General features: G+C 53.0%; 20 protein-coding genes. 5 read left to right on the top strand and 15 right to left on the bottom strand.

Annotated elements, in window-relative coordinates; translation table 11 throughout:
• Position 1: 1 nt before the first annotated feature.
• Complete coding sequence (locus tag CCY01nite_RS12290; protein ID WP_146861739.1) at positions 2 to 994, bottom strand: S41 family peptidase; 993 nt, start codon at positions 992 to 994, stop codon at positions 2 to 4.
• 86 nt (positions 995 to 1,080) lie between these two features.
• Positions 1,081 to 1,437: a hypothetical protein gene (locus CCY01nite_RS12295; RefSeq protein WP_146861741.1), complete on the bottom strand. Its 357-nt coding sequence runs from the start codon at positions 1,435 to 1,437 to the stop codon at positions 1,081 to 1,083.
• Positions 1,438 to 1,518: 81 nt separating this feature from the next.
• Between CCY01nite_RS12295 and CCY01nite_RS12300 the strand changes: the two genes are divergently transcribed.
• Positions 1,519 to 1,812: an RNA polymerase alpha subunit C-terminal domain-containing protein gene (locus CCY01nite_RS12300; RefSeq protein ID WP_146861744.1), complete on the top strand. Its 294-nt coding sequence runs from the start codon at positions 1,519 to 1,521 to the stop codon at positions 1,810 to 1,812.
• Between the two features lie 6 nt (positions 1,813 to 1,818).
• Here CCY01nite_RS12300 and CCY01nite_RS27035 read toward each other — a convergent pair whose 3' ends face one another.
• A complete protein-coding gene (locus tag CCY01nite_RS27035) occupies positions 1,819 to 2,616 on the bottom strand; it encodes a TlpA family protein disulfide reductase (RefSeq protein WP_146861747.1) in 798 nt (265 codons plus the stop codon).
• A 184-nt stretch (positions 2,617 to 2,800) separates the two neighbouring features.
• Here CCY01nite_RS27035 and CCY01nite_RS12310 point away from each other — a divergent pair, with 184 nt between their 5' ends.
• Entirely contained in the window at positions 2,801 to 3,679 is an 879-nt protein-coding gene (locus CCY01nite_RS12310) for an OmpA family protein (protein ID WP_146861750.1), read from the top strand.
• 444 nt (positions 3,680 to 4,123) lie between these two features.
• Here the strand turns inward: CCY01nite_RS12310 and xth are convergent, their stop codons facing one another.
• Positions 4,124 to 4,900, bottom strand: a complete 777-nt coding sequence (gene xth, locus CCY01nite_RS12315; RefSeq protein ID WP_146861752.1) for an exodeoxyribonuclease III — start codon at positions 4,898 to 4,900, stop codon at positions 4,124 to 4,126.
• A 35-nt stretch (positions 4,901 to 4,935) separates the two neighbouring features.
• On the opposite strand from xth, the gene CCY01nite_RS12320 reads away from it, so the two are divergent.
• Both CCY01nite_RS12320 and CCY01nite_RS12325 read left to right on the top strand, forming a co-directional pair.
• Positions 4,936 to 5,751, top strand: coding sequence for a hypothetical protein (locus tag CCY01nite_RS12320; RefSeq protein WP_146861755.1), 816 nt, complete (start codon positions 4,936 to 4,938; stop codon positions 5,749 to 5,751).
• A gap of 35 nt (positions 5,752 to 5,786) precedes the next feature.
• The gene (locus CCY01nite_RS12325; protein ID WP_146861758.1) at positions 5,787 to 7,079 is read left to right on the top strand and encodes a Gfo/Idh/MocA family protein; all 1,293 of its coding nucleotides are present in this window, start codon (positions 5,787 to 5,789) and stop codon (positions 7,077 to 7,079) included.
• A 122-nt stretch (positions 7,080 to 7,201) separates the two neighbouring features.
• Here CCY01nite_RS12325 and CCY01nite_RS12330 read toward each other — a convergent pair whose 3' ends face one another.
• From CCY01nite_RS12330 to CCY01nite_RS12375, 11 genes are all read right to left on the bottom strand, one after another.
• Positions 7,202 to 7,885 (bottom strand): hypothetical protein, encoded by a 684-nt coding sequence (locus CCY01nite_RS12330; protein WP_146861762.1) that lies wholly within the window; start codon positions 7,883 to 7,885, stop codon positions 7,202 to 7,204.
• Between the two features lie 81 nt (positions 7,886 to 7,966).
• Complete coding sequence (locus CCY01nite_RS12335) at positions 7,967 to 9,088, bottom strand: FG-GAP repeat domain-containing protein (RefSeq protein WP_222614375.1); 1,122 nt, start codon at positions 9,086 to 9,088, stop codon at positions 7,967 to 7,969.
• 23 nt (positions 9,089 to 9,111) lie between these two features.
• Positions 9,112 to 10,230, bottom strand: a complete 1,119-nt coding sequence (locus CCY01nite_RS12340; protein WP_246129921.1) for a multinuclear nonheme iron-dependent oxidase — start codon at positions 10,228 to 10,230, stop codon at positions 9,112 to 9,114.
• A 5-nt stretch (positions 10,231 to 10,235) separates the two neighbouring features.
• Positions 10,236 to 10,388, bottom strand: coding sequence for a chryseobasin-related MNIO class RiPP peptide (locus tag CCY01nite_RS26635; RefSeq protein ID WP_186831029.1), 153 nt, complete (start codon positions 10,386 to 10,388; stop codon positions 10,236 to 10,238).
• Positions 10,389 to 10,465: 77 nt separating this feature from the next.
• Complete coding sequence (locus CCY01nite_RS12345; protein ID WP_146861765.1) at positions 10,466 to 11,728, bottom strand: alpha/beta hydrolase family protein; 1,263 nt, start codon at positions 11,726 to 11,728, stop codon at positions 10,466 to 10,468.
• 162 nt (positions 11,729 to 11,890) lie between these two features.
• The gene (locus tag CCY01nite_RS12350) at positions 11,891 to 15,100 is read right to left on the bottom strand and encodes a COG1361 family protein (protein WP_146861768.1); all 3,210 of its coding nucleotides are present in this window, start codon (positions 15,098 to 15,100) and stop codon (positions 11,891 to 11,893) included.
• Between the two features lie 17 nt (positions 15,101 to 15,117).
• Positions 15,118 to 17,220 (bottom strand): hypothetical protein, encoded by a 2,103-nt coding sequence (locus CCY01nite_RS12355; protein WP_146861771.1) that lies wholly within the window; start codon positions 17,218 to 17,220, stop codon positions 15,118 to 15,120.
• Between the two features lie 138 nt (positions 17,221 to 17,358).
• Positions 17,359 to 17,544 (bottom strand): hypothetical protein, encoded by a 186-nt coding sequence (locus CCY01nite_RS12360; RefSeq protein WP_146861774.1) that lies wholly within the window; start codon positions 17,542 to 17,544, stop codon positions 17,359 to 17,361.
• 104 nt (positions 17,545 to 17,648) lie between these two features.
• On the bottom strand, positions 17,649 to 18,614 hold the full coding sequence (locus CCY01nite_RS12365) for a glycoside hydrolase family 43 protein (protein WP_146861776.1): 966 nt from the start codon (positions 18,612 to 18,614) through the stop codon (positions 17,649 to 17,651).
• Between the two features lie 68 nt (positions 18,615 to 18,682).
• Positions 18,683 to 21,142 (bottom strand): glutaminase family protein, encoded by a 2,460-nt coding sequence (locus tag CCY01nite_RS12370; RefSeq protein WP_146861779.1) that lies wholly within the window; start codon positions 21,140 to 21,142, stop codon positions 18,683 to 18,685.
• Between the two features lie 34 nt (positions 21,143 to 21,176).
• Positions 21,177 to 23,135, bottom strand: coding sequence for a glycoside hydrolase family 127 protein (locus CCY01nite_RS12375; RefSeq protein WP_146861782.1), 1,959 nt, complete (start codon positions 23,133 to 23,135; stop codon positions 21,177 to 21,179).
• Between the two features lie 216 nt (positions 23,136 to 23,351).
• On the opposite strand from CCY01nite_RS12375, the gene CCY01nite_RS26980 reads away from it, so the two are divergent.
• A complete protein-coding gene (locus CCY01nite_RS26980) occupies positions 23,352 to 23,480 on the top strand; it encodes a hypothetical protein (protein WP_262713320.1) in 129 nt (42 codons plus the stop codon).
• Positions 23,481 to 23,540: the final 60 nt, after the last annotated feature.

The raw sequence follows: 23,540 nt of genomic DNA on the forward strand, positions 1-23,540 counted from the left end.
TTCATGGTTTTTTTAACCATTCCAGGGCGGCATTCACTTTGGCGTCCCGGTGGAGGTCTTTGAAATTATCGCCTTCCGTCATTTCAACATCCGGAAGAACGGCATCATCATATACATGTCCGTTGCGGTCCGCCAGAAAATGAGCGGCCAAAGCCAGGTAATGTCCGTGGAGTTTGAATTCCGCATTCAGGGTAGTGCGGCCATAGGTTTTCTCGCCAATGAATAATGTGTTATTCCTTCCTTTGAAAGCAATCGCCAGCATTTCACCGGCGCTGGCAGTGATCTGGCTGATCAGCACCACTACTTTAATATTTTTGCCGGCCTTGCAACCATTTTTGACCGAGGCTGCAATGCGGTTACCCAGGTGAAGCCTGCCTTTTTCCACAAACCATTTGTCCTGCATCGCGCCATTCCCATCGCAGCTGCGTACTACTGCTCCTGAACCTAACAGCTGGTTCACACCGGTAAATAACGGGTAAATGCTTCCTCCTTCATTCAGGCGGAGATCTATCACAATGCCTTTTAAATTTTTTGGGTCCAGTTCACACAGGCGGTCCTGGTACTGCTGGCAGGTCTGTTTGTCGTGCTTCGAAGTGCCCGGCAGCAAAAGGTAGCCGTAGCCCGGTTCGAGGAGCTGCGCTTTTACTTCCACGGGTCCATGCCGGAAGGCGTCTTTCAAAGCCGGCCGCACGGTAAACGCAACGGTGTCCTGCATGCCGATTCTTTTTCCTCCGAAATAAAGCGCGCCGTGATGGTCGCCAAGGGTTTTGAATAGCTGCCGGACGCGCTGCAGGAAGTCGTCTGTTGACCGGATGGAGTCCGTGTTTGCTTCCAGCGTGTTCCAGTCCGCTTTGCTTGTGTAAAGAGAATACTGCCGGGCTTTTGCATATATCTCTTTAAGAAGCGGCCCGAGGGTTGTTGTTGCATGCTGTCCGTATGAACGGAATGAAAGGGATAGCAATAGCAATAGAATAAATAGAATAGATCTCGGCATGTTTTGAATTTGCTCACAGTGATCAGTGGGCAATATACGGGTATTTTGCCATGCGTTTTATCTTTCCATGTTATGTTTATGTGCGGCTATTTTTTCTGGGTGGTGTCGGCGGGTGTGGTGCTTGCGCTGTCTGTCCGCTGGATGTTTGTGCTGTCTGTTTTCCCGGTCAGGATGCTGTCTGCCCGCGCGGCGGAGATTTTAACGGGAGGGGAGGCGCGTTCTTCGAAGTTGGACAGCATGCCGATCTTTTCCATATGGCGGCGGTCTTTTTTGCTGAACAGCTGCTGGGGGTTCTTTTGCCGCCGCAATCCGTCTTCAAAGCGGTGCTCGGCGCCCAGCCGGGGCGGTTGGTATACTCCCCGCTGGAAGATATTACGGGAACAACTGCAGTACAGGAGCAGCAGGCCCAGTGATATGGTTACTAGTTGGGGGGATGCGCGCATGCGTTAATGTTTAAAATGACTCCGATCTTTTAACGTCATCGCCCGGGGAATATTGCCATAAAATCGGTAATTTTAACCGATATGGTAGCAACAGAAAAAAGTTTACGAACATGTGAAAACGGGCATCAGTATTATAAAAGCAGTGATTGTCCCACTTGCCCCGTTTGCGAGAACGAACGCAAGCCCGGAGAAGGTTTTCTTTCCATTTTGTCCGCTCCCGCCAGGAGGGCGCTGGAGCATGAGGGTATTACAACAGTGGAGCAACTCGCCAAACGTTCGGAAAAAGAGATCATGAAACTACACGGAATGGGGCCGGCATCCCTGCCGAAGCTGCGGGCGGCATTATCAGAAGAAGGGCTGTCCTTCAAGGCATGATCTTCGTTATATTTTCAATAACTTTTTTATTTCATCCGCCAGCTGCGCTATCCTGTTTTCGCCATATCCTGTAGAAACGTACCGGATAACGCCTTCCTGATCGATCAGGAAGTTTTTTGGAATGCCAGAGATGCCATACTTGTTCCATACTTTTTTATCCGGGTCCAGCGCCACATTAAAATCGATCCCTTTCTTTTTCAGGTCAGCCATCGCCTTCGCCACCAGTTCCCTGTTTTCGCCGCGGGAAACGGGAAGAAAAACAAATGCTTCATCTTTGAACGGCTCGAGGATGGCGGAGGGGATTTCATGGAATTCCATGATGCAGGGCGCGCACCAGGTAGCCCAGAAGTTGAGGAGCACCACTTTGCCTTTCAGATCGGAGAGCTTTACCTTTTTCCCGTCCAGCATTTCCACGGTGAAGTCGGCTGCCCGGTCGTTCGTTTTGAGAACGTAATCTTCGCCGCTTTTCTTCATGGCGGACTCCGGCGGCAGGGCTATCCATTTGCCGGACTGACTGTCTTTCTTTTTCTTTTCTTCTTCCGTCAAGAGCGAGATCAACATAATAAACCGCCTGTCATCTCCCACCTTATCGCCCAGTTTCTCTTTCAATTCCTGCATCTTTTCTTCTGATACGCCTTTTTCCATGGCTTTGATATAGCCGGTTTTGGCGTACTGGTTGACCTCGTTCATCGAAACAATGGAATCATTTACGATGATGACGTACGCGGGCTTTTTGATGGTGGTTTCCTGGGCGTGTGCGCAACAGGCGGCAAGCAGGAAAACGATAACAAGGATTCTTTTCATATTAACAGTTCTGGTTTACGAATATATCGTAATTATACGGATTGTTCGTAAATGTATTGTTTCGCCATATGTAAATAGCTTATTGATGGCGATTTAAGCAAACGGTTCTTTGATGGCATAACCTTTGCATCACCGTTGTTGAAATGAAAAGAAGAGTGATTTTTGTTAATATTAAAATATCGATATGAGAGCGCTTTTTTTGTCGTCAGCTTCGCTGGCGCTGGTTATGTTGGGCTCGGGTTGCGTCAGTAACAAGAAGTTTGCGCAGCTGCAGTCCGGTTATTCTGACCTTCAGAACCAGTACAAGGTGCTGGACGGGAAGTATCAGACATCCCAGCGTGAGCTTTCCGGAGCCAACACGAGGGTGCAGAGCCTGGAAGAACAGATAGCATCCCAGCGTACGGGGCTTGCTGCTTTGCAGGCTGCGCTGGACAAATGTCTTAATTCCACCAGCCAGGGCAATGTGAATATTTCCAAACTGGTGGACGAGATCAATGCGTCTAACCGGTATATTCAGCACCTGGTGAATACGAAGAACAAGAGCGATTCGCTCAATCTTGTGCTCACCAACAATCTTACCCGTTCTTTGAGCAGGGAAGAGATGCGGGATGTGGATGTGCAGGTGCTGAAAGGCGTGGTGTACATTTCACTGTCGGATAACATGCTGTATAAATCCGGTAGTTACGAGATCTCCCCGACTGCGGGTGAAACGCTCAGCAAGATCGCGAAGATCATTAAGGATTACAGGGATTATGATGTGCTGATCGAGGGTAATACGGACAATGTTCCCATTTCCAAGCAGAACATCCGGAACAACTGGGACCTGAGTGCGCTGAGAGCGTCTTCCGTGGTGCAATCGCTGCAGAACGACTATGGTGTGGACCCGAAGCGCCTGACCGCAGGGGGCCGGGGCGAGTATAACCCTGTTGCTTCCAATGCTACGGATGACGGTAAATCAAAGAACAGGCGTACGCAGATCATCATTACGCCGAAGCTGGACCAGTTCATGGAGCTGATCGAGAAGGCGCCGGAGCCTACGGATAGTACGGCGGCGGTGCAGTAAGGATTTTTAAATTTTGGGATGCCCGGGGTTTTGCGCTCCGGGCATTTTTTTATGGTCTTGTGCTAATGATAGACGTGCTGTTTGCCGATTAACTCTATGGGTTAGTGGATTTCTATTTTTATCGGAATTTCAATCGATTTGTAATTAAAACGACTAATTTTTAATTGTTTAATTGATCGTTTTTTAAGTTTTACTGTAAAACGTTGAATATTTTTTAAAATTGATTTTTACTTTGTAGGTTTGCATCACTGTTTTAAATACTGTGGGGTGATGGAACTGGCAGACATGCCCTCTCGTCTCGGGGGTGAGGATCACGGGATAAACCAGGGCATAATGAGCTAACCATTTACTTTTTTGTGCTTTGGCTAACTGCCTCGTGCAGGTTCGACTCCTGCCCCTACAGCTTTAACCCGGAAGCGGATGTTTCCGGGTTTTTTAATTTCCTCAACCCTCCATCAACTCAATCCACACCGGCGCATGATCGCTCGTCTTCTCCCATCCGCGCACATGCCGGTCAACCCCCGCGGCCAGCAGGCGTTTCTCCAGGTTGGGGCTTAACAAAAAATGATCGATCCGCAACCCCGCATTCCGCCCATATGCATTGCGGAAGTAATCCCAGAACGTGTAGATCGTTTCATCCGGATAAAGCTTCCGTATCGCGTCCGTCCATCCCTGTGCCATGAGGTCTTTGAATGCCGCGCGTGTTTCGGGGCGGAACAGTGCGTCGTCCACCCAGCGCTCCGGCTTGTATACATCCTGCTCTGTAGGCATCACGTTATAGTCCCCCGTAAGCACTACAGGTGTATCTTGTGCCAGCAGTTCTTTTGCATGCGTCTGCAGGCGCTTGAACCAGCCCAGCTTGTAATCGAACTTAGGGCCCGGTGCAGGGTTGCCGTTTGGAAGATAGAGGCAGCCTATCCGTATGCCGTTCACATTCGCTTCGATGTAACGGCTATGTATATCTTCCGGGTCACCGGGCAGCACGCGGCAAACCTCTTCGGGAGGAGCGTTACGCGCCAGGATGGCAACGCCGTTCCAGCTTTTTTGTCCGTGCCAGATAGCGTGATAACCCGCATCCTGTATCGCTTGTTCCGGGAATTTCTCTTGCGGGGCTTTCAGTTCCTGCAGGCACACCACATCGGGCGCTGTTTCATTCAGCCAGCGAAGCAGCACGGGCAGCCGCCCGTTTACGCCGTTGACGTTATAAGTGGCTATTTTCATACGTACAAGTTACGAAACCACATTAAATTTGATACATGTTGAACCGCTGCAAAAAGATCTGTCTGCTATGGCTGCCTGTTTTGGCTTTGTCCTGCCAGACTGCCTACAGATTGCCGCTGCCGCCGCGGGCATCCGGCGCTATGGGCGGTACGGCATTTTATAAGCAGGTGGACAGCATGCAATGGAACACCCGTGAGCCGCTGGCGCTTCATGAAATACTCTCGGGCAACATACCGGCCTTCCTCCACAAATTCGTGCCGGTAAAAACTTCCATCACCGGTAGCGACGGGAAAAAGATCACAGCGATCTACTACGTTGCACCGGATTATCTTTCCATCGGCAGCGGTGAAGACTTTGCCAGGGTACCCCTTACGCCCATGACGGCGCAAAGGATTGCGGACAGCCTGCATTGCTTCCTGCCTACGCGCAAAATGGTGAACGATATCTACCTGCAATCAAAAGTAAAGCTGGAGCCGATGCCTTTGTACGCCCATCGCGATAGCGCCATCATCTTCTGGCATCATCACCTGATCATCGAAGGGCAGCGTAAAGGAAGAAAAGGACTGATCGCCGGGATCAAAAAAGATGTGGTGATCTCCGGCAAGATCTCCCGTGACCCGAAGCCCAGCCGTGTAGCCATCTACGGCTGGCATAAAATGGACGGAAAGCCTATCCAGCCTTTATATACCGGGCATGTGAACTGGTATGTGGATTACAGCCACGGCATCCGGCTGATATACCGCAAGATCAGGGTCGACGGCCGGTGGATGGATTACACGGAAGTATTGCAACATCCTGTTTACAAGACATTGTTGTGCGACGAGGATAATTGCGACTTTTTTACGTATTAAATTTTATATTTTTATCTGCATATACCCTACCCGTTATGAAAAAGAACAACACCCTTGACCGCCGCGCCTTTCTGCGTCAGACGGCGACCATCTCGGCTTTCATGATCCTTCCGCGGTACGTGCTGGGAGGCAAAGGCTATACGGCTCCGAGCGACCGTATCAACATCGGTTTTATCGGCGCCGGCAAACAGGCTCTCGGCTTGCAGCGGCAATTCTTCAAACTGCCTGATGCCCGCGTGATAGCGGTATCCGACGTGTACCGGCAAAAGCTGGATGAATTTGCCAAACGCGCGCATGCGCATTATGCTGAAAAATCTGTCCAGCAGCGCTGCGAAGTGTATGAAGATTTTGAAGCGTTGCTCGACAATAAAGACATCAACGCCGTGGTGATCGCCACGCCGGACCACTGGCATGCGGTGCAGGCGGTGATGGCGGCCAAAGCGGGGAAAGACATCTACTGTGAGAAGCCGCTGTCGCTGACCGTGAAAGAAGGCCGCGCCATGGTGGACGCCGCCCGGAAGTATGACCGCGTTTTTCAGACGGGCAGCATGCAGCGCTCCTGGCATGAGTTCAGGCATGCGGTGGAACTGGTGCGCAACGGGTATATCGGAGAATTGCAAACAGTGAAAGTAAGCGTGGGGCCACCGCCCAAACCTTACGATCTCCCGGAACAACCTGTTCCCGAAGGGCTTGACTGGAAGCGCTGGCTCGGACCAAATGAGTTCCGGCATTTCAATTCCGCGCTGACGCCTTCGCTGACGGATACGTTCTGGGCCAAATGGCGCGACTACAAGGAGTTCGGCGGCGGTTACATGACGGACTGGGGCGCGCATATGTTTGATATCGCGCAATGGGCGCTGGATATGGATAACAGCGGTCCCGTTGAAGTGGTCCCGCCGGACGGCAAGGACGTTCCTGTACTCACTTACCGGTATGCCAACGGCCTTACCATGACACACCAGGACATCAACCGCAAGAACGTGGAGTTCATCGGCTCCGAAGGCACTATCGACGTGCAGCGCGGCAAGCTGGTGACTACGCCGGCTTCCCTGAAGGACAAAAAGCTCACGGACAAGGATAAACGTGTTTACTTCAGCGATAATCACTACAAAGACTGGACGGATGCCATCCATAAACGCAGCCGCCCCATCTGTGATGTGGAAACCGGCCACCGTACAGCCACCGTTTGCACCATCGGCAACATTGCCTACGAACTGGGCCGCCCGCTGAAATGGAACCCGGAAAAAGAGGAATTCACCAACGACCGCGAGGCCAACAAGCTGCTGGGGCGCAAGCTGCAGCGGCCGTGGGCGAAGCAGCTGGGGTAGAGCCCGGCTTTTCTCAACCGCACCTGGCGCGAATGAAAAAGCCCCGGAGCACAGCGCCCCGGGGCTATATACGCTAAAGCGGCAAGCTTTATTGATCGAAGCGCCTCATAGCTGGTAAGCCCCTATTTCGATAGAAGCGTTGGCAAAGGCGTAGCGGAACGATTACCCTCGCCCGGTGCAAGACCGTTACCGATGCGCTCGGAGATGAAATCGGAATCATACGCGATCCGGCCTTTTCCTTCAGGAATAAAGGAAGCATCGGCGTGGCTGGCATCGATATTGATCAGCCCGGTACGGATATTTTTAAGGTTTTCCCCGTCTTTCTCACCGGAGATGAGAATGGCCACAATGGCGTAAGCGCCTGAGCCGGCTGCCGTGGCTTTTACTTTCCCGTATACCGTAAAATAGTTGTCGTAACCGGAGATAGCGGTAACAAGACTGGAATCGAAATCCTTGAGATAATCTTCCGCCAGCAGCTTGATGCTGAAATCGGTGGTGCTCTGGTTGGACAAATGAACGGTGGCATCGGAAAACCGGTAACCTTCGTAGTCGCCCGCAATGTCACTGGTGTCCAGGATGTGCGGCTTGATGGCGTAGGAGCCTTCCACCTGTGGCGGATGTGTACCCATGTGGATGGCCAGTCCGAGTTTTTCCAGTGAGTCGAGATACTTTCCGGGGATGATGTCTTCAATTTTTTTGGTCAGGATCTCTTCGTCCGTCGGACCTTCGTCCTTATCCTTCTTGCTGCAGGAGATAACGCTGATCCCCAGGCATAACAAACAAAACAGCATGGTTTTTTTCTTCATGTCATTCGGGTTTTGAATAAACATCAAAATTACCCGCCTGCTTCAAGAAAAAATATACTGGAAAACCATGATTTTTGCGGGTTATTTTATCTGCTCGAAGAAAAATACGCCTTTTTTGTTGGCCGTGACGATGTCCGGGAGCCCGTCCCCGTTCATGTCCGTTACTACGAAGCTGTTGCCGATGCCGGCGTTGTTATCGATCTCATGTGCCGTCCAGCGCGGTGTTTTACCGGGGTGATACTCGAACCAGTATAGTACGGCGGGTTCGTGCGCGCCGGGATCTTTGCCGTTATGTGCGAAATAACGTTTGCCGGTAACAAGGTCGGGGTGCCCGTCCCCGTTGATGTCCGTCATTACCATGGCGTGTGATTGGGAGAACTGCTTGCTGATCTCGTGTGTGGTCCAGGATGTGGCGGTCCTTTCATACCACCAGATGCCGTAGTTGTGGGCGGAAGAGCTGATCACGTCCGCATCGCCATCGAGATCAGCATCCAGAACAAACATATTGGCGCAATCTTCGCCGAGATTGGCGGGATGGAATGTCCATTCCGGCTGTGTTACGTCCGCGGGCGATTCCCACCAGCCGTCTTTTATGATCACGTCATTTTTACCGTCCGCATTCATATCTCCCCAGCCAAGGCCATGCGTATACCGGTGTGTGCCCCGCAGGCTGTCGCTGCTGATGAGATAGCGGCGCCAGGCCGTATCTCCTTTGCCGGCCGGGGATTTCAGCCAGATCACTTCTCTGGCGATGATGTCGTTGCAAATGATATCCTTTCTGCCGTCGAGGTCCACATCCACGAAAGCCGGCGTTTCATTACCCGCCGTTGCGAGGATCATGTGCCGCTTCCAGATGGTGTTCCCGTTCTGTGGATTTTCATACCAAACACATTCTCCGCCGGGCTGATCGAACCGGATCAGGTCGGCCCATCCGTCATTATTAACGTCCATGCAGAAATTCAGGAAAGTGGTGCTGTAGCCTTTCACGGGGTTCAGCGTATCGGCATGCAGCAGATGCCGTTTCCAGGAAGGTGCTTCGTACCAGTAGTGACCCGCCAGTATATCGGTTTTGCCGTCATGATTCACATCTCCCGTAGCAACGCCTTCCGATACAAAAACGCTGCTGGCCACATGTTTTCTGAATGACTGGCCCTGGCAGGCGGTGACGGTCATTACGGACAAAAGAAGAAGGAAATGATTCATACTATTAAGATACTCATCCCGGCTCATTTCTTCCACTTCTGCGCGATTTTTACCGCCGTTTCTATCATGTAGGGCGCCCATTTTTCTATTTGCCAATCGGAATTCGCGAGCGACGATCTGCTGAGCGCTTCCATGGCGTCCGTGCAGGAGCCGGCGGTTTCGAGGATGTGTGACAGTTCGAGTTGCTGGCGGTATAACGTTTCGTCTTCCACTACTTCACCGGGAGGGTCGTTCTGTAAGGGGAGAAAAGATGGGTGGGAGCGGGACGTTTTTTTCGTTTTGATGATGTTGTCCATTTTGAGGAAGTCATCGTAAAAGGATTGCCTGCTTTCGGGCGTTGACAGCCCTGTGCCCAGCTGTTCCAGCACCACGTATTTCAGATGGGGGCACCGTCCGATGGTCTGGTCCAGCAGATGAAAAACTTCCTCCGGCACCGCATCGTCGTGCGTATCCCTTCTTACCGTTATGTCCGGATCGATCTGCGACGCATCCCAGCTTCCGCCGGAGATATGCATTTCGCGGACTTTATCAAGCGGGTACAGCGCGATGATGTCTTCAAATTCCAGCCGGAAATTGTGAAGCTGGCAGTAAAGATTATGGAGGTCGAGGATGATGAATCCATTCACAGGTTCCAGCAGCTGTTCGAGGAAGTCGCCGTGCCGTTTCACTTCGTCCAGCGAATAGGCGAAGGCCAGGTTTTCCAGTCCCACGGGACATCTGCAGGCATCCTGTATCCGCTTCAGCCGGTCACGGCCGATGTTGAGCGTGGATGGCGTGTAAGGGATGTTCAGCGGAGCGCCGTGATGGAAATCCCTGCCGGTCATGAACCCGAAATGTTCTGTGATGTGATCGAACCGGAAAGCCGAACAGGTCTGTTTCAGCTGCTTCAGCCATTCATCCTGCTCCTGCCGCCATTTGGCGGAGAAAAGCGAGAAGAAGACACCATGCCCGATCAGCCTTTTTTCGTTACTGTAAAGGGTCAGCAATTCCAGGAACCATGACGGCACTTCCTTTACCCTGAACAGCGCATCAAAAGACCATTCTATCGCTTCCATCTTCGATGCTTCCATCAATGGGAGGCATGCGGAGAGAATATTCGCGTCCAGGTTACAGGCAACGGTGGAAAATAGCCGGTCGTTCATGGAAATCAACCCATTCCGCAGGCGGGACAGTTATCCACCGGCTTTTTCTCTTCTTTCTTTTCCTTGGGATCGGGCAGCTTGTCTTTGCCGCAGGACGTGGTTGTTTGCACAGCAATGCCCAGCAGGATGGCGCTGAGTAGAGTTTTAGGCAATTTCATTCTGGTCGATTTTACAGGGATTGGTGAATCTGTTTGGTTTTTAAACGAAGGGGGAGGGGGAAAGGTTACAGATGTCCTTATTTCACCTGTTTCGACCGCATAATATAGCTGGAAGCGGACACCGGCCGCGCATCGGATACATTGGCATACCAGTCAAACACCTTCCCATCCGTTTCCGCCGGTATGGCCGCGGTATACCATCCGTTCCCCACTGGCGCGGCGGCAATGGGCACCCATACACGTTTTGGCCAGGTGGTATCCGCAAAGCTGTAATACACTTTGGCGTCCGTAACAGGCAGCGGGCTTTTCACGCGGAACCGGAACGCCCCGGATTGCTGTTCGGCTTTTGTGACTACGGGCATCGGCTGGCCTTTATCCTTCAGATAATAATCAAACCAGGCCAGCTCCATTTCCACCGACCCCGGGCGCATGGAATCCGGTTTCATGTTCCCCCCAAGCAGCAATATCTTGTGGCTCGCATTAGGTCCGAAAAGATGGTTCACCTGTCCGTTTTTCATGGATAACAAGGTTTTCATCACGGCAGGCGGATGAAAGAAAAAATCATTCGCCGCGGCGGCGAGGAAAAACGGTGTTCTGATGCTGCGCACCCTGCGCCCCGCATCGAGGTATTTCAGCCAGGTTTCCCGGTCGGCCGGAGCGATCGCGTTCAGCTCTTTTTGAAAAGCGGAACCTTCATCATAAAAGCCCGAACCATATACTGAAAAGGATGCGCGGATGTATTTATTGGCGAGGCTGCTGATCATGGTGGTCATATATCCGCCCCAGGAAACGCCCGTTATGCCGATGCGGTCTTTTATAACATCCGGCTGCGCCCGCAGCAGGTATAAAGCCTGCAGCGAGGCCAGCACACCTTCGAATATCGTGCTGGCAGAAGCGTCCGGCGTTACCCGGAAGCGGTTGGCGGCATACTTGTATTTTTTCCATGCGCCTGTTGTGAATTCGCTTACTTTCTCCGGGTTCGCCACGCCGGGCTCGTCCAGCACCATCACGATATATCCCTGCGCCGCCCATCGTTTGGCCCTGTTGATCTCGGCATTCCCTCCCCCGCCATGATACACCATCAGTCCGGGATATTTCCCCGGCGCCAGGGGCCGCACAATGGCGGCGAATATTTCATTCGGAACGCTGCCTTCCGGCGTTTGCACATCACGCGAGTGAAATACCAGCTCCCTGATCTTTACGTTTCCCTGCGTTGTTTCGCCCAGCTCTTTTATGATCCTGGGGGCTTCGCCATTGAGGTAAGGTTGAAAGGGATCTTGCGCTGTTGCTGCGGTGGCGGACAGCAGAACAGTGAACAGAAGAAGGAAATATTTTTGCATAGTTGAACGTGGAATTTTTCTCTACGCACTAAAATAGCTATTCTGTTCAGTTGATGAAAGACCGCGGTAATATATCATCATGTTTGGATAAGGGAACGTTCCCAAGTTGAATCATAAAAAGACTGACAGCAACCTGCCAGCCTTTTTACATCAAACATCCCTTTATTTCTCTGCCGGCAACGGCGTTCCGGTCACCCCACCTTTCACTACCACTTTGTACCGGCATACTTCACAGACTTTTCCACCGCAGTAGGCGGTATAGCTGACGGTATACGTACCCGGCTGGCTGAACGTATGCGTATAAGGCGTATTGATCAGCTGCTGGGTAATGTTCGTATTGGGGCCAACAATGGAAAGCTCCATGTTCTGCGGACATGCGGATCCGCCACAGATATATTTTGCGAAGAAGGAATACGCCACGCTGCTGGAAAGCCGGTACGTTGTATCGCACTTTGCGTTGATCTTGCTGGCTGCCGCAACGGGACCGGTGATGGTTGTCTTCTCCTTTTTTGCCAAAGCCACATCGGGGTTGTGAGATACCAGGCCCCATGCGATGCTGTTGGCCGTCCATCTGCCGCCGCGGCAGCAATCAGGTTCCGTTGCCGGGCGGATGCAGATCACGGTGTCGCAGGTATTGCAATCCTTGTCTTTAAATGTTATGCGGAGACAGATGCTTTTGATCTGCAACGCGCAGCACTCGGGAACGGTAGGCGCGGGCAGGCTGATCTGCAGCGGAACGTTGTAAGTGCCCGCGGGCGCGGCGGAGCCGAGCTTCCAGATCAGCTCCTCCATACATTCGTCGATGTTGGCGTTGGGCGGCAACGGCGCATTCGAGTAGTTATCCCATACCAGCCCCCCGATAGTTTGCGTGGCGCTTTGCGGGAAAAGACATCCGCGGCCGATGGCGGGCACCTGGCAGTCCGCGCAGCCCTTGTTTTCCCAGGAGTAATCCAGGTTGGCCAGGCTGATCCGCACTTCCTGCACCGGTTTGCTGATGCTGAAATCCACGCCGGCGGAGAGAAGGTAATGATCGTCCTGTTTGCTGATCTGCCCCTGCGTGCCGGAAGCTGCCGTTACGAGATCCTTGCAGGGCTCGCAGGGCGGCGGCGGTTCCACGCGCTCCTGCACCGTGAGGCAAACCACGTTGGATTCAACAGGATTTAAAGCGGACGCAATATTATTGTTGGCAACGAACCGGCAGATCATCCCGATGCTGTTGCAGGCCATTTGTCCCGGTGCAGCATTGGCAGGCACCTGCGCCGTGAAAGTAAATACCTCCGTATTGCCCGGCGCGATCGTCACCGGCAGTTCGATCTTGAGGTTATTGGGCGCAAACGTGGGACTGAACGTTCCGGGAGCCGCGCAGGACGTGGCGGCGGTGATCCAGTTGCTCGCTACATTCGGCGTGGAGGAATAGGTTACGGTTGCACCGGGAATGGTGATGGGACCGGTGGGGAACACCGCGAACTGGCTGTTGCGCGGGGCGCAGGCCATGATGGTGCGGTCATTTACAAATGGCATCCGGTCGATCAGCACAATGCTGTCGATCGGCGTATTGCCGGTATTTTTTACCGTTACCTGGTAGGTGACCACAGATCCCGGATGCCCGTTCCCGTTAGTACTGAATGTGGCATCGAGGTTGCCTTTTACCAGCTTTTCCACTTCCGCCATGGGCAGGGCGCAGATATTCACTACAAATGGACAGCTGCCGGAGCCGTTATATCCTGTGCCGGTAACTGAAAAGTTCAGCACCTGGCCTCCGTACGGCGCCGTTTGCGTCACTACCGCTTTGAAACATACGCCGTAGACCGTTTGGCCTGTGGGGATCGGCGGGAGGTCCCATTTGACAGAAGTGCCGGGCTGATAAACAGGGTTGGAGGAAAACCCGGTGAAGACTTCCGACCCCGGAACAAAAGATAATGCATTGGTCAACGTATAATTCAATACGCCGTTATTCAGGCCGAGCGTTCCTGTGTTTCTGAATTTCAGGCAAATGTTGACGGTATCTCCCGGTTCAAAGCAACCGGATGGAGAACTTTGCGGGATGCAGGCAATATTCGGGCTCAGGGTGTAGGTCGCGGAGCCGGAGGTGTCTTCTGTTCCCGGATCGCAGACCTGGCAAACATTTGCAAGCCCTTCGGCGGTACATTGATAGGTCAGCGTTGTGTTGATGGTATAAGAAGACTGCGTAGGCATGCCGGCACAGGAGTTGGTCAGATCGTAATAGATGAAAAATATCGCTTCCTGCGCCGGTTGCAGGTTGTTGACCGTGATGTCTGCTTTTGTTGCATATACCGGCGGTGTGCTGTTGGAGTTGCCCGCTGTCAGCGGATAAATGGCGGAGGGAATATTTCCGCAGTCAAAATATTGCAGGTTGACGTTCAGCCCGGTGGATTGTGTGGTAGAATTGAATTGTACAAAGTTTGTTTTGACGGGCGGAAGCGTATTGCTGATCAAAGTGTTCAGCGGTGTGTTGCCGTTGTTGGCAACACGCAAACGGAAATAACCGTTAAATGCCTGCACCGCTATTGTTGCGCTGGGCGATGCGCCCGTCTGCGCCGGCAACAGATGGGAAGCGGCAGGATACTGCCGGATGGTCACATTGCTGTTGTTGCAGTTGTCCCCTTTCAGGGTAATGTTGCTGGTAAGCAGGGTATTTACAACGTCGCAGGGCACCCTGATCGTGTAATAGTAGGTGTACGAGCTGCCGGGGCTGAACGTGGTCGCATTGAGCGGTGTAAAGGTATTGCCGCTTACGGTGGCGTCGGTGGCGCTCACGAGTGTTCCCGCCGAAGGGTTTACAACAAAGAACGGATTGTTGGTGCTGAAGCAGGAGCTGCCGTACACCGTAACCTTGAAGGTGACTTCATTGGTGAGCTGATTGTAGCTGTAGAAAGTATGTTGCCCCGTCCAGTTGTTATTCACCACAGCGTTCACCGTTTGTGCGGCGGCATTGCTGGTCAGCGAATGCGCCGGTGCGCTGATCGTGCCGTTGAACGTGGCGCTGATATTCTGCCCGAAGCAGGTCTGCGGGCAGATGTAGTTAAAGCATATCATGATCACGCCCGTCTGGTTGTTGCCTGCCGTAGCGGGAAACGTATAGGTGATCTTCTTCGTAGTGGGCGTGAGGGTTGTAGTGACGTGGGAATAGGGGAAAGACGGGCTTCCGCAAAATGACAGCACAGCGGAATTATAAATGACGGAAACTTCCACATTTCCCGTGATATTACTGTAATTGTAATTTGCAAACACCTGGAAGCTGTTGCCTGCTGTATAAGGCTGCGAGCCCTGCGGCGCCAGTGAAAGCCCTACCTGCTGCGCACTGGCCGTAAAAGCGCAAAGCATCAATAGTATCGTGATCAACTTTTTCATCTGTCAGGTTTTAATCGTTAGTGTTTCGGGATTTGTGTTCCTTCATAACATACCAGCCGCTCACAGGTCTTGCAGTCCTTGTCCGTAAAGGTGTAGCGGATGCATATCCTGATGTCCCGCCGGCAGCAGTCCAGCTGCGCCAGCCCCGGGAGCGCGATGTGCATGTTCAGGGCAAGGTCCCCCTGGTTGTTGCAATCCCATTGAATGATCTTGGCCGGTGACGGAGCGCCGTTGATCTGGCCGCCGCCGTTCCATTGCGCCTGGTTGCTGCCGGTAAAATGATAGACAGCGCTTTCATCTTTTGCGCAGTCGCGGCAGGCCGGATCAATATTGGACTCACCGATGTAAACGATTTGCGCCGTTACCTTCGTGATATTTTTGGGCGTAACGGTGAATTGCTGGCTGATGGCTGCTTCACCGGTGTTAACGAGGGTAAACGACTGCGCCCCGGTAACGATGTTCATGTTCGCGGGATCATCGCAATAAGTACAGATGCAGCAGGGCAGGCTGATCGTATCCGCACAGGGAATGTGCGCCGGCACGCTCAGGGTCGGGCACTGGTAGGAAAAATCGTAGAACACCCGCAGTTGCTTGTTGCACATGTCACCCACCACGTCGAAGCTGAAAGAAGTACTATTTGTTGTAACGGTGAACGGATTGGCGGGTTGTATGTTTACCGGCGTCACCTGTGTGTTGGTCGTGGTTTCGAGGAAGACGGGATCAAAGGTAATAATGGCGGATGTAACGCCCGCGCTGTTCGGCAGGATGTTGGCATGCCCGTATACGCGGATGGTATCGCCGCCGATGCATTTGGTGCTATCCAGCGAAAAAGCATGGTCCACAGTACAATTATTCTGGATATTGAAGGCGGCGATATTACTGTTCCCGTTGTTCTCATAAACAGGAACGGAAGCCGCGAGGAAGATGCTTTTATTGGTTGATTTGATTCCGGCCGCCGGGTGATAGAAAGCGGTCAGCTGCGCTTCATAGCGGCTGACGCCGGATTTGTCTGCTTTCAGCTGTTCGCCTTTTACCGCGCCATTCCATCCGTTGAGCCAGGTGTCTTCCAACACCTTTATCCTGCGTCCTTCCTGTATCTTCCAGATGATCAGCTTCATGCCGGATTGAGGGAAATCGGAAGGAATGTAATGGAAGAACAGGTGGCCGTTATGCAGACTGGCGGTCATGTGCCGGTCGGGGGAGAGGATGACGGGCGCTGTGGCGGTTTGTTTTCTTTGCGGGTCTTTTTGTTGTGACGGGACGGGCTGTTGCTCCGTGGACTGCAAGAGCGGTTTTTCCACGCCGCCGTCCCGCGTTTTCCCACCGGGCAAATGGAACGCAATCCCGCCCTGCAATCCGAACGAAGACAGTTTCGATTCAACGCTGCGGGTAATGGCTTTCCCTTCCACATACTGCCCATAATTGTAGGCGCCATCCACCGGCTCGCCCAGGGGCTGCCAGTAGGTGCTGGTAGTTGTGATAGCGGGGCCGCTTACATATTCTGCGCCGGCCCACAGCGACAAATGCCTGCCGATCCGCAGGCCCGCTTTCAGCTGCGGCGCCACCGTGAGGCCGCCCGCCGCCGTTTCATCCACCGAAAAGAAAGTAATATAACGTTTACGGTCAAACGCGCTGGACGGAGTTATGGAATCACCGATGCTGAATCCTCCGCGCGACACATTCGTATAGCCGAGCCTGATACCCGGAGAAATGAAAAAGCGGCCGGCGCTCCATTGCAGCTGTGGCCCTGCCGAGAATGAAAACGCGCGGCTGTTCTTCACACCCTCCGGTGCGGAAGGACTGATAGCGCCTTCCGTCAGCCGGTAATTTTTTTGCACGAACGAAAGGCTGTTGTCCGCTTTCAACCATGTATAGCTGCCAGCCACATCAAGGCCCAGCGAAAGGGCCGGGGCCGGTTTGAAAACAGGGATAAACACATTGCCTGTCAACCGTGGACCGTTGCCGAAGAAGGCGCTGTCTTTGAGATAAGTGGATGTTGTTTGCGCGATGCCTCCGCCGAGCGAGATAACGGGACCTTCCGCTTTTTTACTGCCGGGTTGCCCTTGAGCAAAGGCGGCGGGTGCAAACAGGAGCATCAAAAGAGTTAACCGATTTTTCATATGCCTAGTTTTAAACAGGAATAACACCACCATCGGCGGCATATCAGGCATATATCAACGGGCAGGGGAATTTGTTACCCTTCTTGTCTGGGGTGGAAGATAAGGGGCTGTTTCGAGGTTTCAGGGATGGCTGCACGGTCAGCTTCCGGGATAGGTTTCCCGCGGTGTTCCGCCACCGGCTTTTTTATTGTCCGGTTCCAGCGGTGGAACGGAGCGGTTGATCAGCTTGTCATCGCCTTTTTTCTTCTTTTTGAGGCCTTGTATAGCGATATACGCGGCCAGCAATATGACGATCGCTATAACAGCAATGATAATTTCGAGCATGGCAGATCGTTTTGATCTATACAACCTGCACATATACCATGCCTGAAAAGCGAAGGCTGTTCCCGGTGGAACAGCCTTCTTTCTGTAAACGTGGTATATGCTGCTTATAGCGGCCGTGGCGCTACGCCTTCAAAAGTCATTTTTATGGGAATGATCTTCCCGTCTGCGTCAAACTTCATGACATCCACACATGTTTCCCTTTCATTGGCGCCTTTTTTACCCAACGGGCGGCGGTGGTACACGATATACCATTCGTCTTTGCCGGGCACCTGGATAACGGAGTGATGGCCCGCGCCGGTGGCAATTGCCGTGTCCTGCTGAAGGATCGTGCCGATGCGCTCGAACGGTCCCATCGGGGAATCCGCAATGGCATAGGCCACGCGGTAGTTCGGGCCGCCCCATCCGCCTTCCGACCACATGAAGTAATATTTTCCATTACGGATGAACATGAAAGGGCCTTCTACATAATCTTTGGGCGTCACTTCCTTAAAGATGCTGCCGTCTTCAAAAGGAATGAAACCGGTGAAGTCTTTCTTCAGATGCCCCACATTGCAGTGGCCCCATCCACCGTAATAGATATAATATTCACCGTCCTTGTCCTGGAACACGAACTGGTCGATCGGCTGTGCGCCGTTGATCACTTCATCGATGAGCGGTTTGCCGAGGTAGTCTTTGTAAGGACCGCCGGGTTTTTTCGCTACGGCTACGCCGATGCCGCCTTCCCCTTTTTTGTGCATGTCGTTCGCACCGAAAAAGAGGAAGTATTTTTTACCTTTTTTGATGACGGCGGGCGCCCACATCGCGCGGTTCGCCCATTTGACACGCTGGTTATCCAGGATGCGGGGGTGTTTCGTCCAGTGCACCAGGTCCGGTGAAGAGAACGCATCGAAGAACACCTGTTGTTCATACGGCGCGGAATACGTGGGAAATATCCAGTATTGCTTACCGAAAACAATGCCTTCGGGATCGGCGTACCAACCGGGGAAAACCGGGTTGCCGGCTGTCTTTTTTTCCTGTGCCCATCCCGGCATGCTGCATGCCAGGAGCGCGATCAACATCCATCGTTTCATTCGTTCAGTTTTATTGTTTACGGGCCGAATGTAATGCCCGGATGGCGAACATTTTCATTCGTTCAATTTTATTTAGCCCATTTATCATCCATCACCCTGATGAAATATCCACCTACCACGCTTCTTGCCTGGAAGCCCACTTTCTTCCCGTCGGTGGTTTCGTGCCAGTCGCTTAACGGTACGCGGTCCGGGGTTTCTATCATGTATTTGTACACGGGCGCCGTTAATGTGGAGAAATGTTCCGGGTTGTTGGTCAGGTTAGCCGTCCACAGGATCCAGTCGGATTTTGAGTAGGTTTTCCGGCTGTCCAGCGGCAGGCCGTAGGTATTTTGTTTCTTCAGGTAGTAGGCCATTTCCTTGTCGTATACGGATTGGGGGAACAGCTCCAGTCCGAGTATCCGGTCCCATACGAGGTTGTACTTCTGGCTCCAGGTATTTTTGTTGTCGAACGTGAGGGCGTAGTGATCGCCTGCGTCGGCCAGCTGTTGCCATTTGTTGGCCATGTCTTTCGCGATGGCCTTGTATTTCTCCGCCGTAGCTTTTTCACCGAGCATTTCCGCCATTTTCGCGTAACCGCCCACGCCTACGATGGCTTTCACGGAGAGATTGGCGTTGCGGGCAAGATGGCCGGCGAAATCGTCCGTACAAAGCTGGTTGGCGGGATCGAGCCCTTCTTTGGCGAGGTAATCCGTCCAGGTGGTGAGCACCTTCCAGTGTTTGCGCGCGTATTCCGCATTGCCTTCCGCGTGTGCGATGGCGGTGGTGAGGATCAGCAGGTTGCCGGATTCTTCCACAGGCATGTCTTCCCCATAGGTCTGGCCGTTAGCGAGCGGGTAGGTGCCGAGGTCGTGCGCGGGGAAGGGCTTTTTCCATTTGCCGCTTTCGCTGTAATAGAAGATGCCGTTGAGCATGCCTTTCAGCAGATCGGGATTGTAGGCGAGGTAGAGCGGTGCGGATGGATAGGTAACGTCCACCGTATTGATGGAACCGTTGCTGTAGTTCTCCTTGGAGAGGAAGAGGATCTCGCCCTGGGGGCTTTTCAGCAGCGCATGCGCCGCAATGCTCTGGCGGTATGCCGCCACGCAAAGTTTGGCGTAGCTCTCGCCGCCTGCGGCCACCGCATCGTTATAAATTTCTTTATCCTGCGCATCGCATTGCGCCATTACCTTTTCATATTCATTGTACGCCTGCGCCATCACTTTTTCGATAGTAGTGCCGGGCTGCATGGCCCACCAGGATTTAAGGTTCTGCTGGAAGAACTGTACGCCGAGCACATCGTCGTAACCCAGCAGCAGCTTTTCTTCTTTCGCCGTGCTGCCTACTTTGCCGAGGTTGAACACGGTGTTCAGCATGAGGGATTTACCGGTGGTTACCGGCGCTGCTTTTACGTTGGAGGTAAATTGCAGGATGGAGGCGGCGCTGTTGCCGATGCTTTGCTTTACCTGTGCGGAAGCGGGCGCGGCAATGTGCAGGTAACCCCAGTCGATGCGCAGGTCATCTCCTCTTTTCTGCAACACCGGCTGCGCTACGGTACCGGCTTTCAGTACGGTCAGCTTGCCGTTGGTATATTTTTCGGCTTTTACTTCCTGGGAAGGAGTATTCACAGCGATGTCTGTAGACGCGCCGTAATACAATTGCACGTTATGTTCTTTGTTGTCTGTCGATTTCGCGGAAAAAGTAACGTAGGATACCGGCCTTGCCAGTACGTCCAGGTCCTTGATCAGCAGGGGGGAAGTGAAGGTGAGGGACAGGTCCACACCGCCGCAGGTAAATTCATATTGTGTTTGTGTGGCGGTGACGTTCACGCTTTTTTGTTCCGCGAGCAATACCGGTTGTCCGCTTTCGGGGAATTCGGTGCTCAGTCCCGCGTCCAGGTGGCGGCCGCCGGCGGTGTTTTCCACGTGAATGGCCAGCAAGTTTTTGCCTTTCTTCAGTTTGCTTTTGATGGCGTCGTCTACCGGGATGTAGTCGAAACGGTGGTTCCAGCCGGTGTGCTGGTATGCCAGCTCTCCGTTCAGATATACTTTCACGTTATCGTCGTGCTGTAGTTTGAGGTACAGCTTTTCGGGAACGGAACCGGACAATGTGAATGTTCTCCTGGCCCAGAGGTTGCGGCTTTTCCAGGGTGTTTTGGCGGTACGTTCATCATCCCCGAAAGGCGCGGCGCCTTTTTTCCACTGGCTGTCATTAAAGGATGCATTCATCCAGCCGTCCGCCGGTTGTGTTTCCGTGTAGCTGAATTCGTAAGGTTTTTCGTCGGATGCGGCCAGTACGGTTTTAAACGGTTTTTCGTCTTTCCCGAGGAAGCGGTAGTTCTTGCCGTCCACTTTCAGGATGCCGATCATGGAGTGGCTGGTACCCGTCCAGTGCCTGGTGGTGCTGGCGTTCAGCGTATCGCTGAATGACCAGATGCACCAGTATGGGTTGTGGGTGATCAGGGGGTAGGCCGGCACTTTCTCCACCTGTGCAAAAACAGGCTGCGACAGCAGCAGGCAAGCGAATAATTTTCTGACATTTTGCCAATTCATAGCGTAGTTAAATTTTGATATACTGTAAACGGGTTTATTGTAGTACTACATTAGATAATTTGCGCAGCATCCATACCTGCATTTCGCCTTCGCCGCGGTTGGCCCAGGCGTAGTACGGAATAGCGGTGATCTTTTCTTTGACGGTCTGTATGGAGATGCCGTCCGCGCCGGCTTTCACTACGGGAGCTTCGCATTGTACCTTCACCACGCCGTTCAGCAGTGACGGGTCGAAGCTGGTAGAGAATTGCAGGTCGTCCGTGAGCAGGATATTGCTCACTTTGCCGTTGTTGTCCGGATGCTCCACGCAATACACGAGCGGGCCGCGTTGCAGGGCCACCCTGTTTTTGTCTGCTTTCACACTGTCGCTGGCCGCTACGCGCCGTACTTCCATTGGCAGATCAAGCTGCACCACATCGCCTTTTTTCCATACCCGGTCTATCGCCGCATACCCGTGCTGCATGGTATAATCAGCGGGTTGGCCGTTGACGGTCAATGTAAAATTTGTTTTCGCGGAACGCAGATAGAAATAGGTTTCGCCGGGCACGGGCTCGTCCTGCGCCCATCCGGGGATGCGCACCATCAGCTTGTGTTTCGTTTTCCGGTCCGGCGATACGCGGATGGTAACGTTCCCATCCCATGGGTATTTTGTTTCCTGCGATATTTTAATAGTTCCTTTTTTGAGCGGGATGGTGGTGTTGCTGCCTACGAACAGGTTCACCCAAACGGCGTCATCTGTTTTGGCGTAGATGTAATCGCCAAGCGAAGCGATCAGCCGGGAAATATTGGAAGGGCAGCAGGCGGTGCCGAACCATTCGCTTCTCCCGTATTTGCCGTGGGAGGCGAGCGGGTTGGCGTAAAAGAAGCGGTTGCCGCTGAGTGAAAGGCCGTCCAGTGCGCCGTTGTAAAGGCTGCGTTCCAGCACGTCCATATATTTGGCGTCGCCGGTCAGCAGGTTCATCCGCTGGTTCCAGAACACCATGCCTACGGAGGCGCAGGTTTCGCAATAGGCGGTTTCGTTCGGCAGGTCGTAGTCCGTCGTAAAGCCTTCGTTGTGCGCGGAAGAGCCGATGCCGCCGGTGATATACATATTACGGTACACCACGTCTTCCCAGATACTTTTCATCGCGGGCAGGTAGGCGGGGTTGTTGTTCACAGCTGCCACGTCCGCGATGCCGGTGTAAAGGTACATGGCGCGCACGGCGTGCCCTTTGATCTCGCGCTGGTCGGCAACCGGCAGGTCATCCTGGCAGTATTGCGGGCTTTTCCAGTCGTCCCAGATCTTGCCCACGCCGTGACCGTGTCCGCGTTGCTGCAGGAGCCAGTCCGCCAGCAGCAGATATTTTTTATCCTGGGTGGTGCGGTAGAGCTTTACGAGCGCCAGTTCTATTTCCTGGTGGCCGGTTACCCAGGGTTTATTGGGAATGCGGAATTGCCGGTCGATGTGATCGGTGAAGCGGATGGCCACGTCCAGCAGCTTTCTTTTGCCGGTGGTATTATAATAGGCGATGGCGGCTTCAATGAGGTGGCCGGCGCAGTAGTCCTCATGCTTCTCCATATCGGTCCAGCGTTTATCCAGCCCCGTTAGTGTATAATAAGTATTGAGATACCCGTCCGGCTCCTGCGCCGCCGCGATCTTGTCGATCCATTCGTCCGCTTTCTTCTCAACGGCCGGGTCCGGGTGGTTTTTCAGTGAGTAAGCAATGGCTTCCAGCGCTTTGTAAACATCGGAGTCGTCATAATACATGCCTTCGTGCTTTTCGCCTTTTTTCCGGGCGGCGCGCTCAAAGTTGTCGATCCGCCGCGTTTTTACTTCCGACTGCTCGATGCAGACGGGGATGGTCACCGTGGCTACCTTTTCCAGCTTCGGTTTCCAGAAGGAGTCGGTGATCTGCACCTGGGAGAAGTTTACCGGGTCAACCTGGCGGATAGGGGACTGGGCTTGTGCCTGGTGGAGGACAAAACTTCCTAACGGAATCAGTAGTAATTGCTTCATGCTGTGACGTGTCGGTTTGTTTTGATCAATTTTTCTTTCTTACTAAATCGATTTAGCATCGTGGAACTGAAAATGAAAGATAAAGCAAACTATCTGCTCTTTCATGGCAAGATACATAATTGGTCAAAATAAGGGTATAAAAGACGCTTTTTATTTTTAAACGACGTTTTCGGGACTTCCGAAACAACTGCTCCGGGGTTTAAAATAACCGCTTCCGTGTTCCGCTTCGTAGCTTCCCTTGGCATCATGAACGATCATGGCAGGCAGGGGAATGCGTCCACGGGCTTTCCGAACAACCGCTTCGGGTTTCCCGAACAACTGCGCAACATCCACCCGGCAGTGTAGCGCATCCACCCCAAAATCCATAGCTGTCAACCATAACACCGCATGGCACAGTTTTGCGCG

The sequence above is a fragment of the Chitinophaga cymbidii genome, from assembly GCF_007992715.1.
Taxonomy (GTDB): domain Bacteria; phylum Bacteroidota; class Bacteroidia; order Chitinophagales; family Chitinophagaceae; genus Chitinophaga; species Chitinophaga cymbidii.

Coding starts and splice junctions, on each gene's coding strand:
- CCY01nite_RS12290 (WP_146861739.1), bottom strand. CDS start 994: ATGCCGAGATCTATTCTATTTATTCTATTGCTATTGCTATCCCTTTCA.
- CCY01nite_RS12295 (WP_146861741.1), bottom strand. CDS start 1,437: ATGCGCGCATCCCCCCAACTAGTAACCATATCACTGGGCCTGCTGCTC.
- CCY01nite_RS12300 (WP_146861744.1), top strand. CDS start 1,519: ATGGTAGCAACAGAAAAAAGTTTACGAACATGTGAAAACGGGCATCAG.
- CCY01nite_RS27035 (WP_146861747.1), bottom strand. CDS start 2,616: ATGAAAAGAATCCTTGTTATCGTTTTCCTGCTTGCCGCCTGTTGCGCA.
- CCY01nite_RS12310 (WP_146861750.1), top strand. CDS start 2,801: ATGAGAGCGCTTTTTTTGTCGTCAGCTTCGCTGGCGCTGGTTATGTTG.
- xth (WP_146861752.1), bottom strand. CDS start 4,900: ATGAAAATAGCCACTTATAACGTCAACGGCGTAAACGGGCGGCTGCCC.
- CCY01nite_RS12320 (WP_146861755.1), top strand. CDS start 4,936: ATGTTGAACCGCTGCAAAAAGATCTGTCTGCTATGGCTGCCTGTTTTG.
- CCY01nite_RS12325 (WP_146861758.1), top strand. CDS start 5,787: ATGAAAAAGAACAACACCCTTGACCGCCGCGCCTTTCTGCGTCAGACG.
- CCY01nite_RS12330 (WP_146861762.1), bottom strand. CDS start 7,885: ATGAAGAAAAAAACCATGCTGTTTTGTTTGTTATGCCTGGGGATCAGC.
- CCY01nite_RS12335 (WP_222614375.1), bottom strand. CDS start 9,088: ATGAATCATTTCCTTCTTCTTTTGTCCGTAATGACCGTCACCGCCTGC.
- CCY01nite_RS12340 (WP_246129921.1), bottom strand. CDS start 10,230: ATGAACGACCGGCTATTTTCCACCGTTGCCTGTAACCTGGACGCGAAT.
- CCY01nite_RS26635 (WP_186831029.1), bottom strand. CDS start 10,388: ATGAAATTGCCTAAAACTCTACTCAGCGCCATCCTGCTGGGCATTGCT.
- CCY01nite_RS12345 (WP_146861765.1), bottom strand. CDS start 11,728: ATGCAAAAATATTTCCTTCTTCTGTTCACTGTTCTGCTGTCCGCCACC.
- CCY01nite_RS12350 (WP_146861768.1), bottom strand. CDS start 15,100: ATGAAAAAGTTGATCACGATACTATTGATGCTTTGCGCTTTTACGGCC.
- CCY01nite_RS12355 (WP_146861771.1), bottom strand. CDS start 17,220: ATGAAAAATCGGTTAACTCTTTTGATGCTCCTGTTTGCACCCGCCGCC.
- CCY01nite_RS12360 (WP_146861774.1), bottom strand. CDS start 17,544: ATGCTCGAAATTATCATTGCTGTTATAGCGATCGTCATATTGCTGGCC.
- CCY01nite_RS12365 (WP_146861776.1), bottom strand. CDS start 18,614: ATGAAACGATGGATGTTGATCGCGCTCCTGGCATGCAGCATGCCGGGA.
- CCY01nite_RS12370 (WP_146861779.1), bottom strand. CDS start 21,142: ATGAATTGGCAAAATGTCAGAAAATTATTCGCTTGCCTGCTGCTGTCG.
- CCY01nite_RS12375 (WP_146861782.1), bottom strand. CDS start 23,135: ATGAAGCAATTACTACTGATTCCGTTAGGAAGTTTTGTCCTCCACCAG.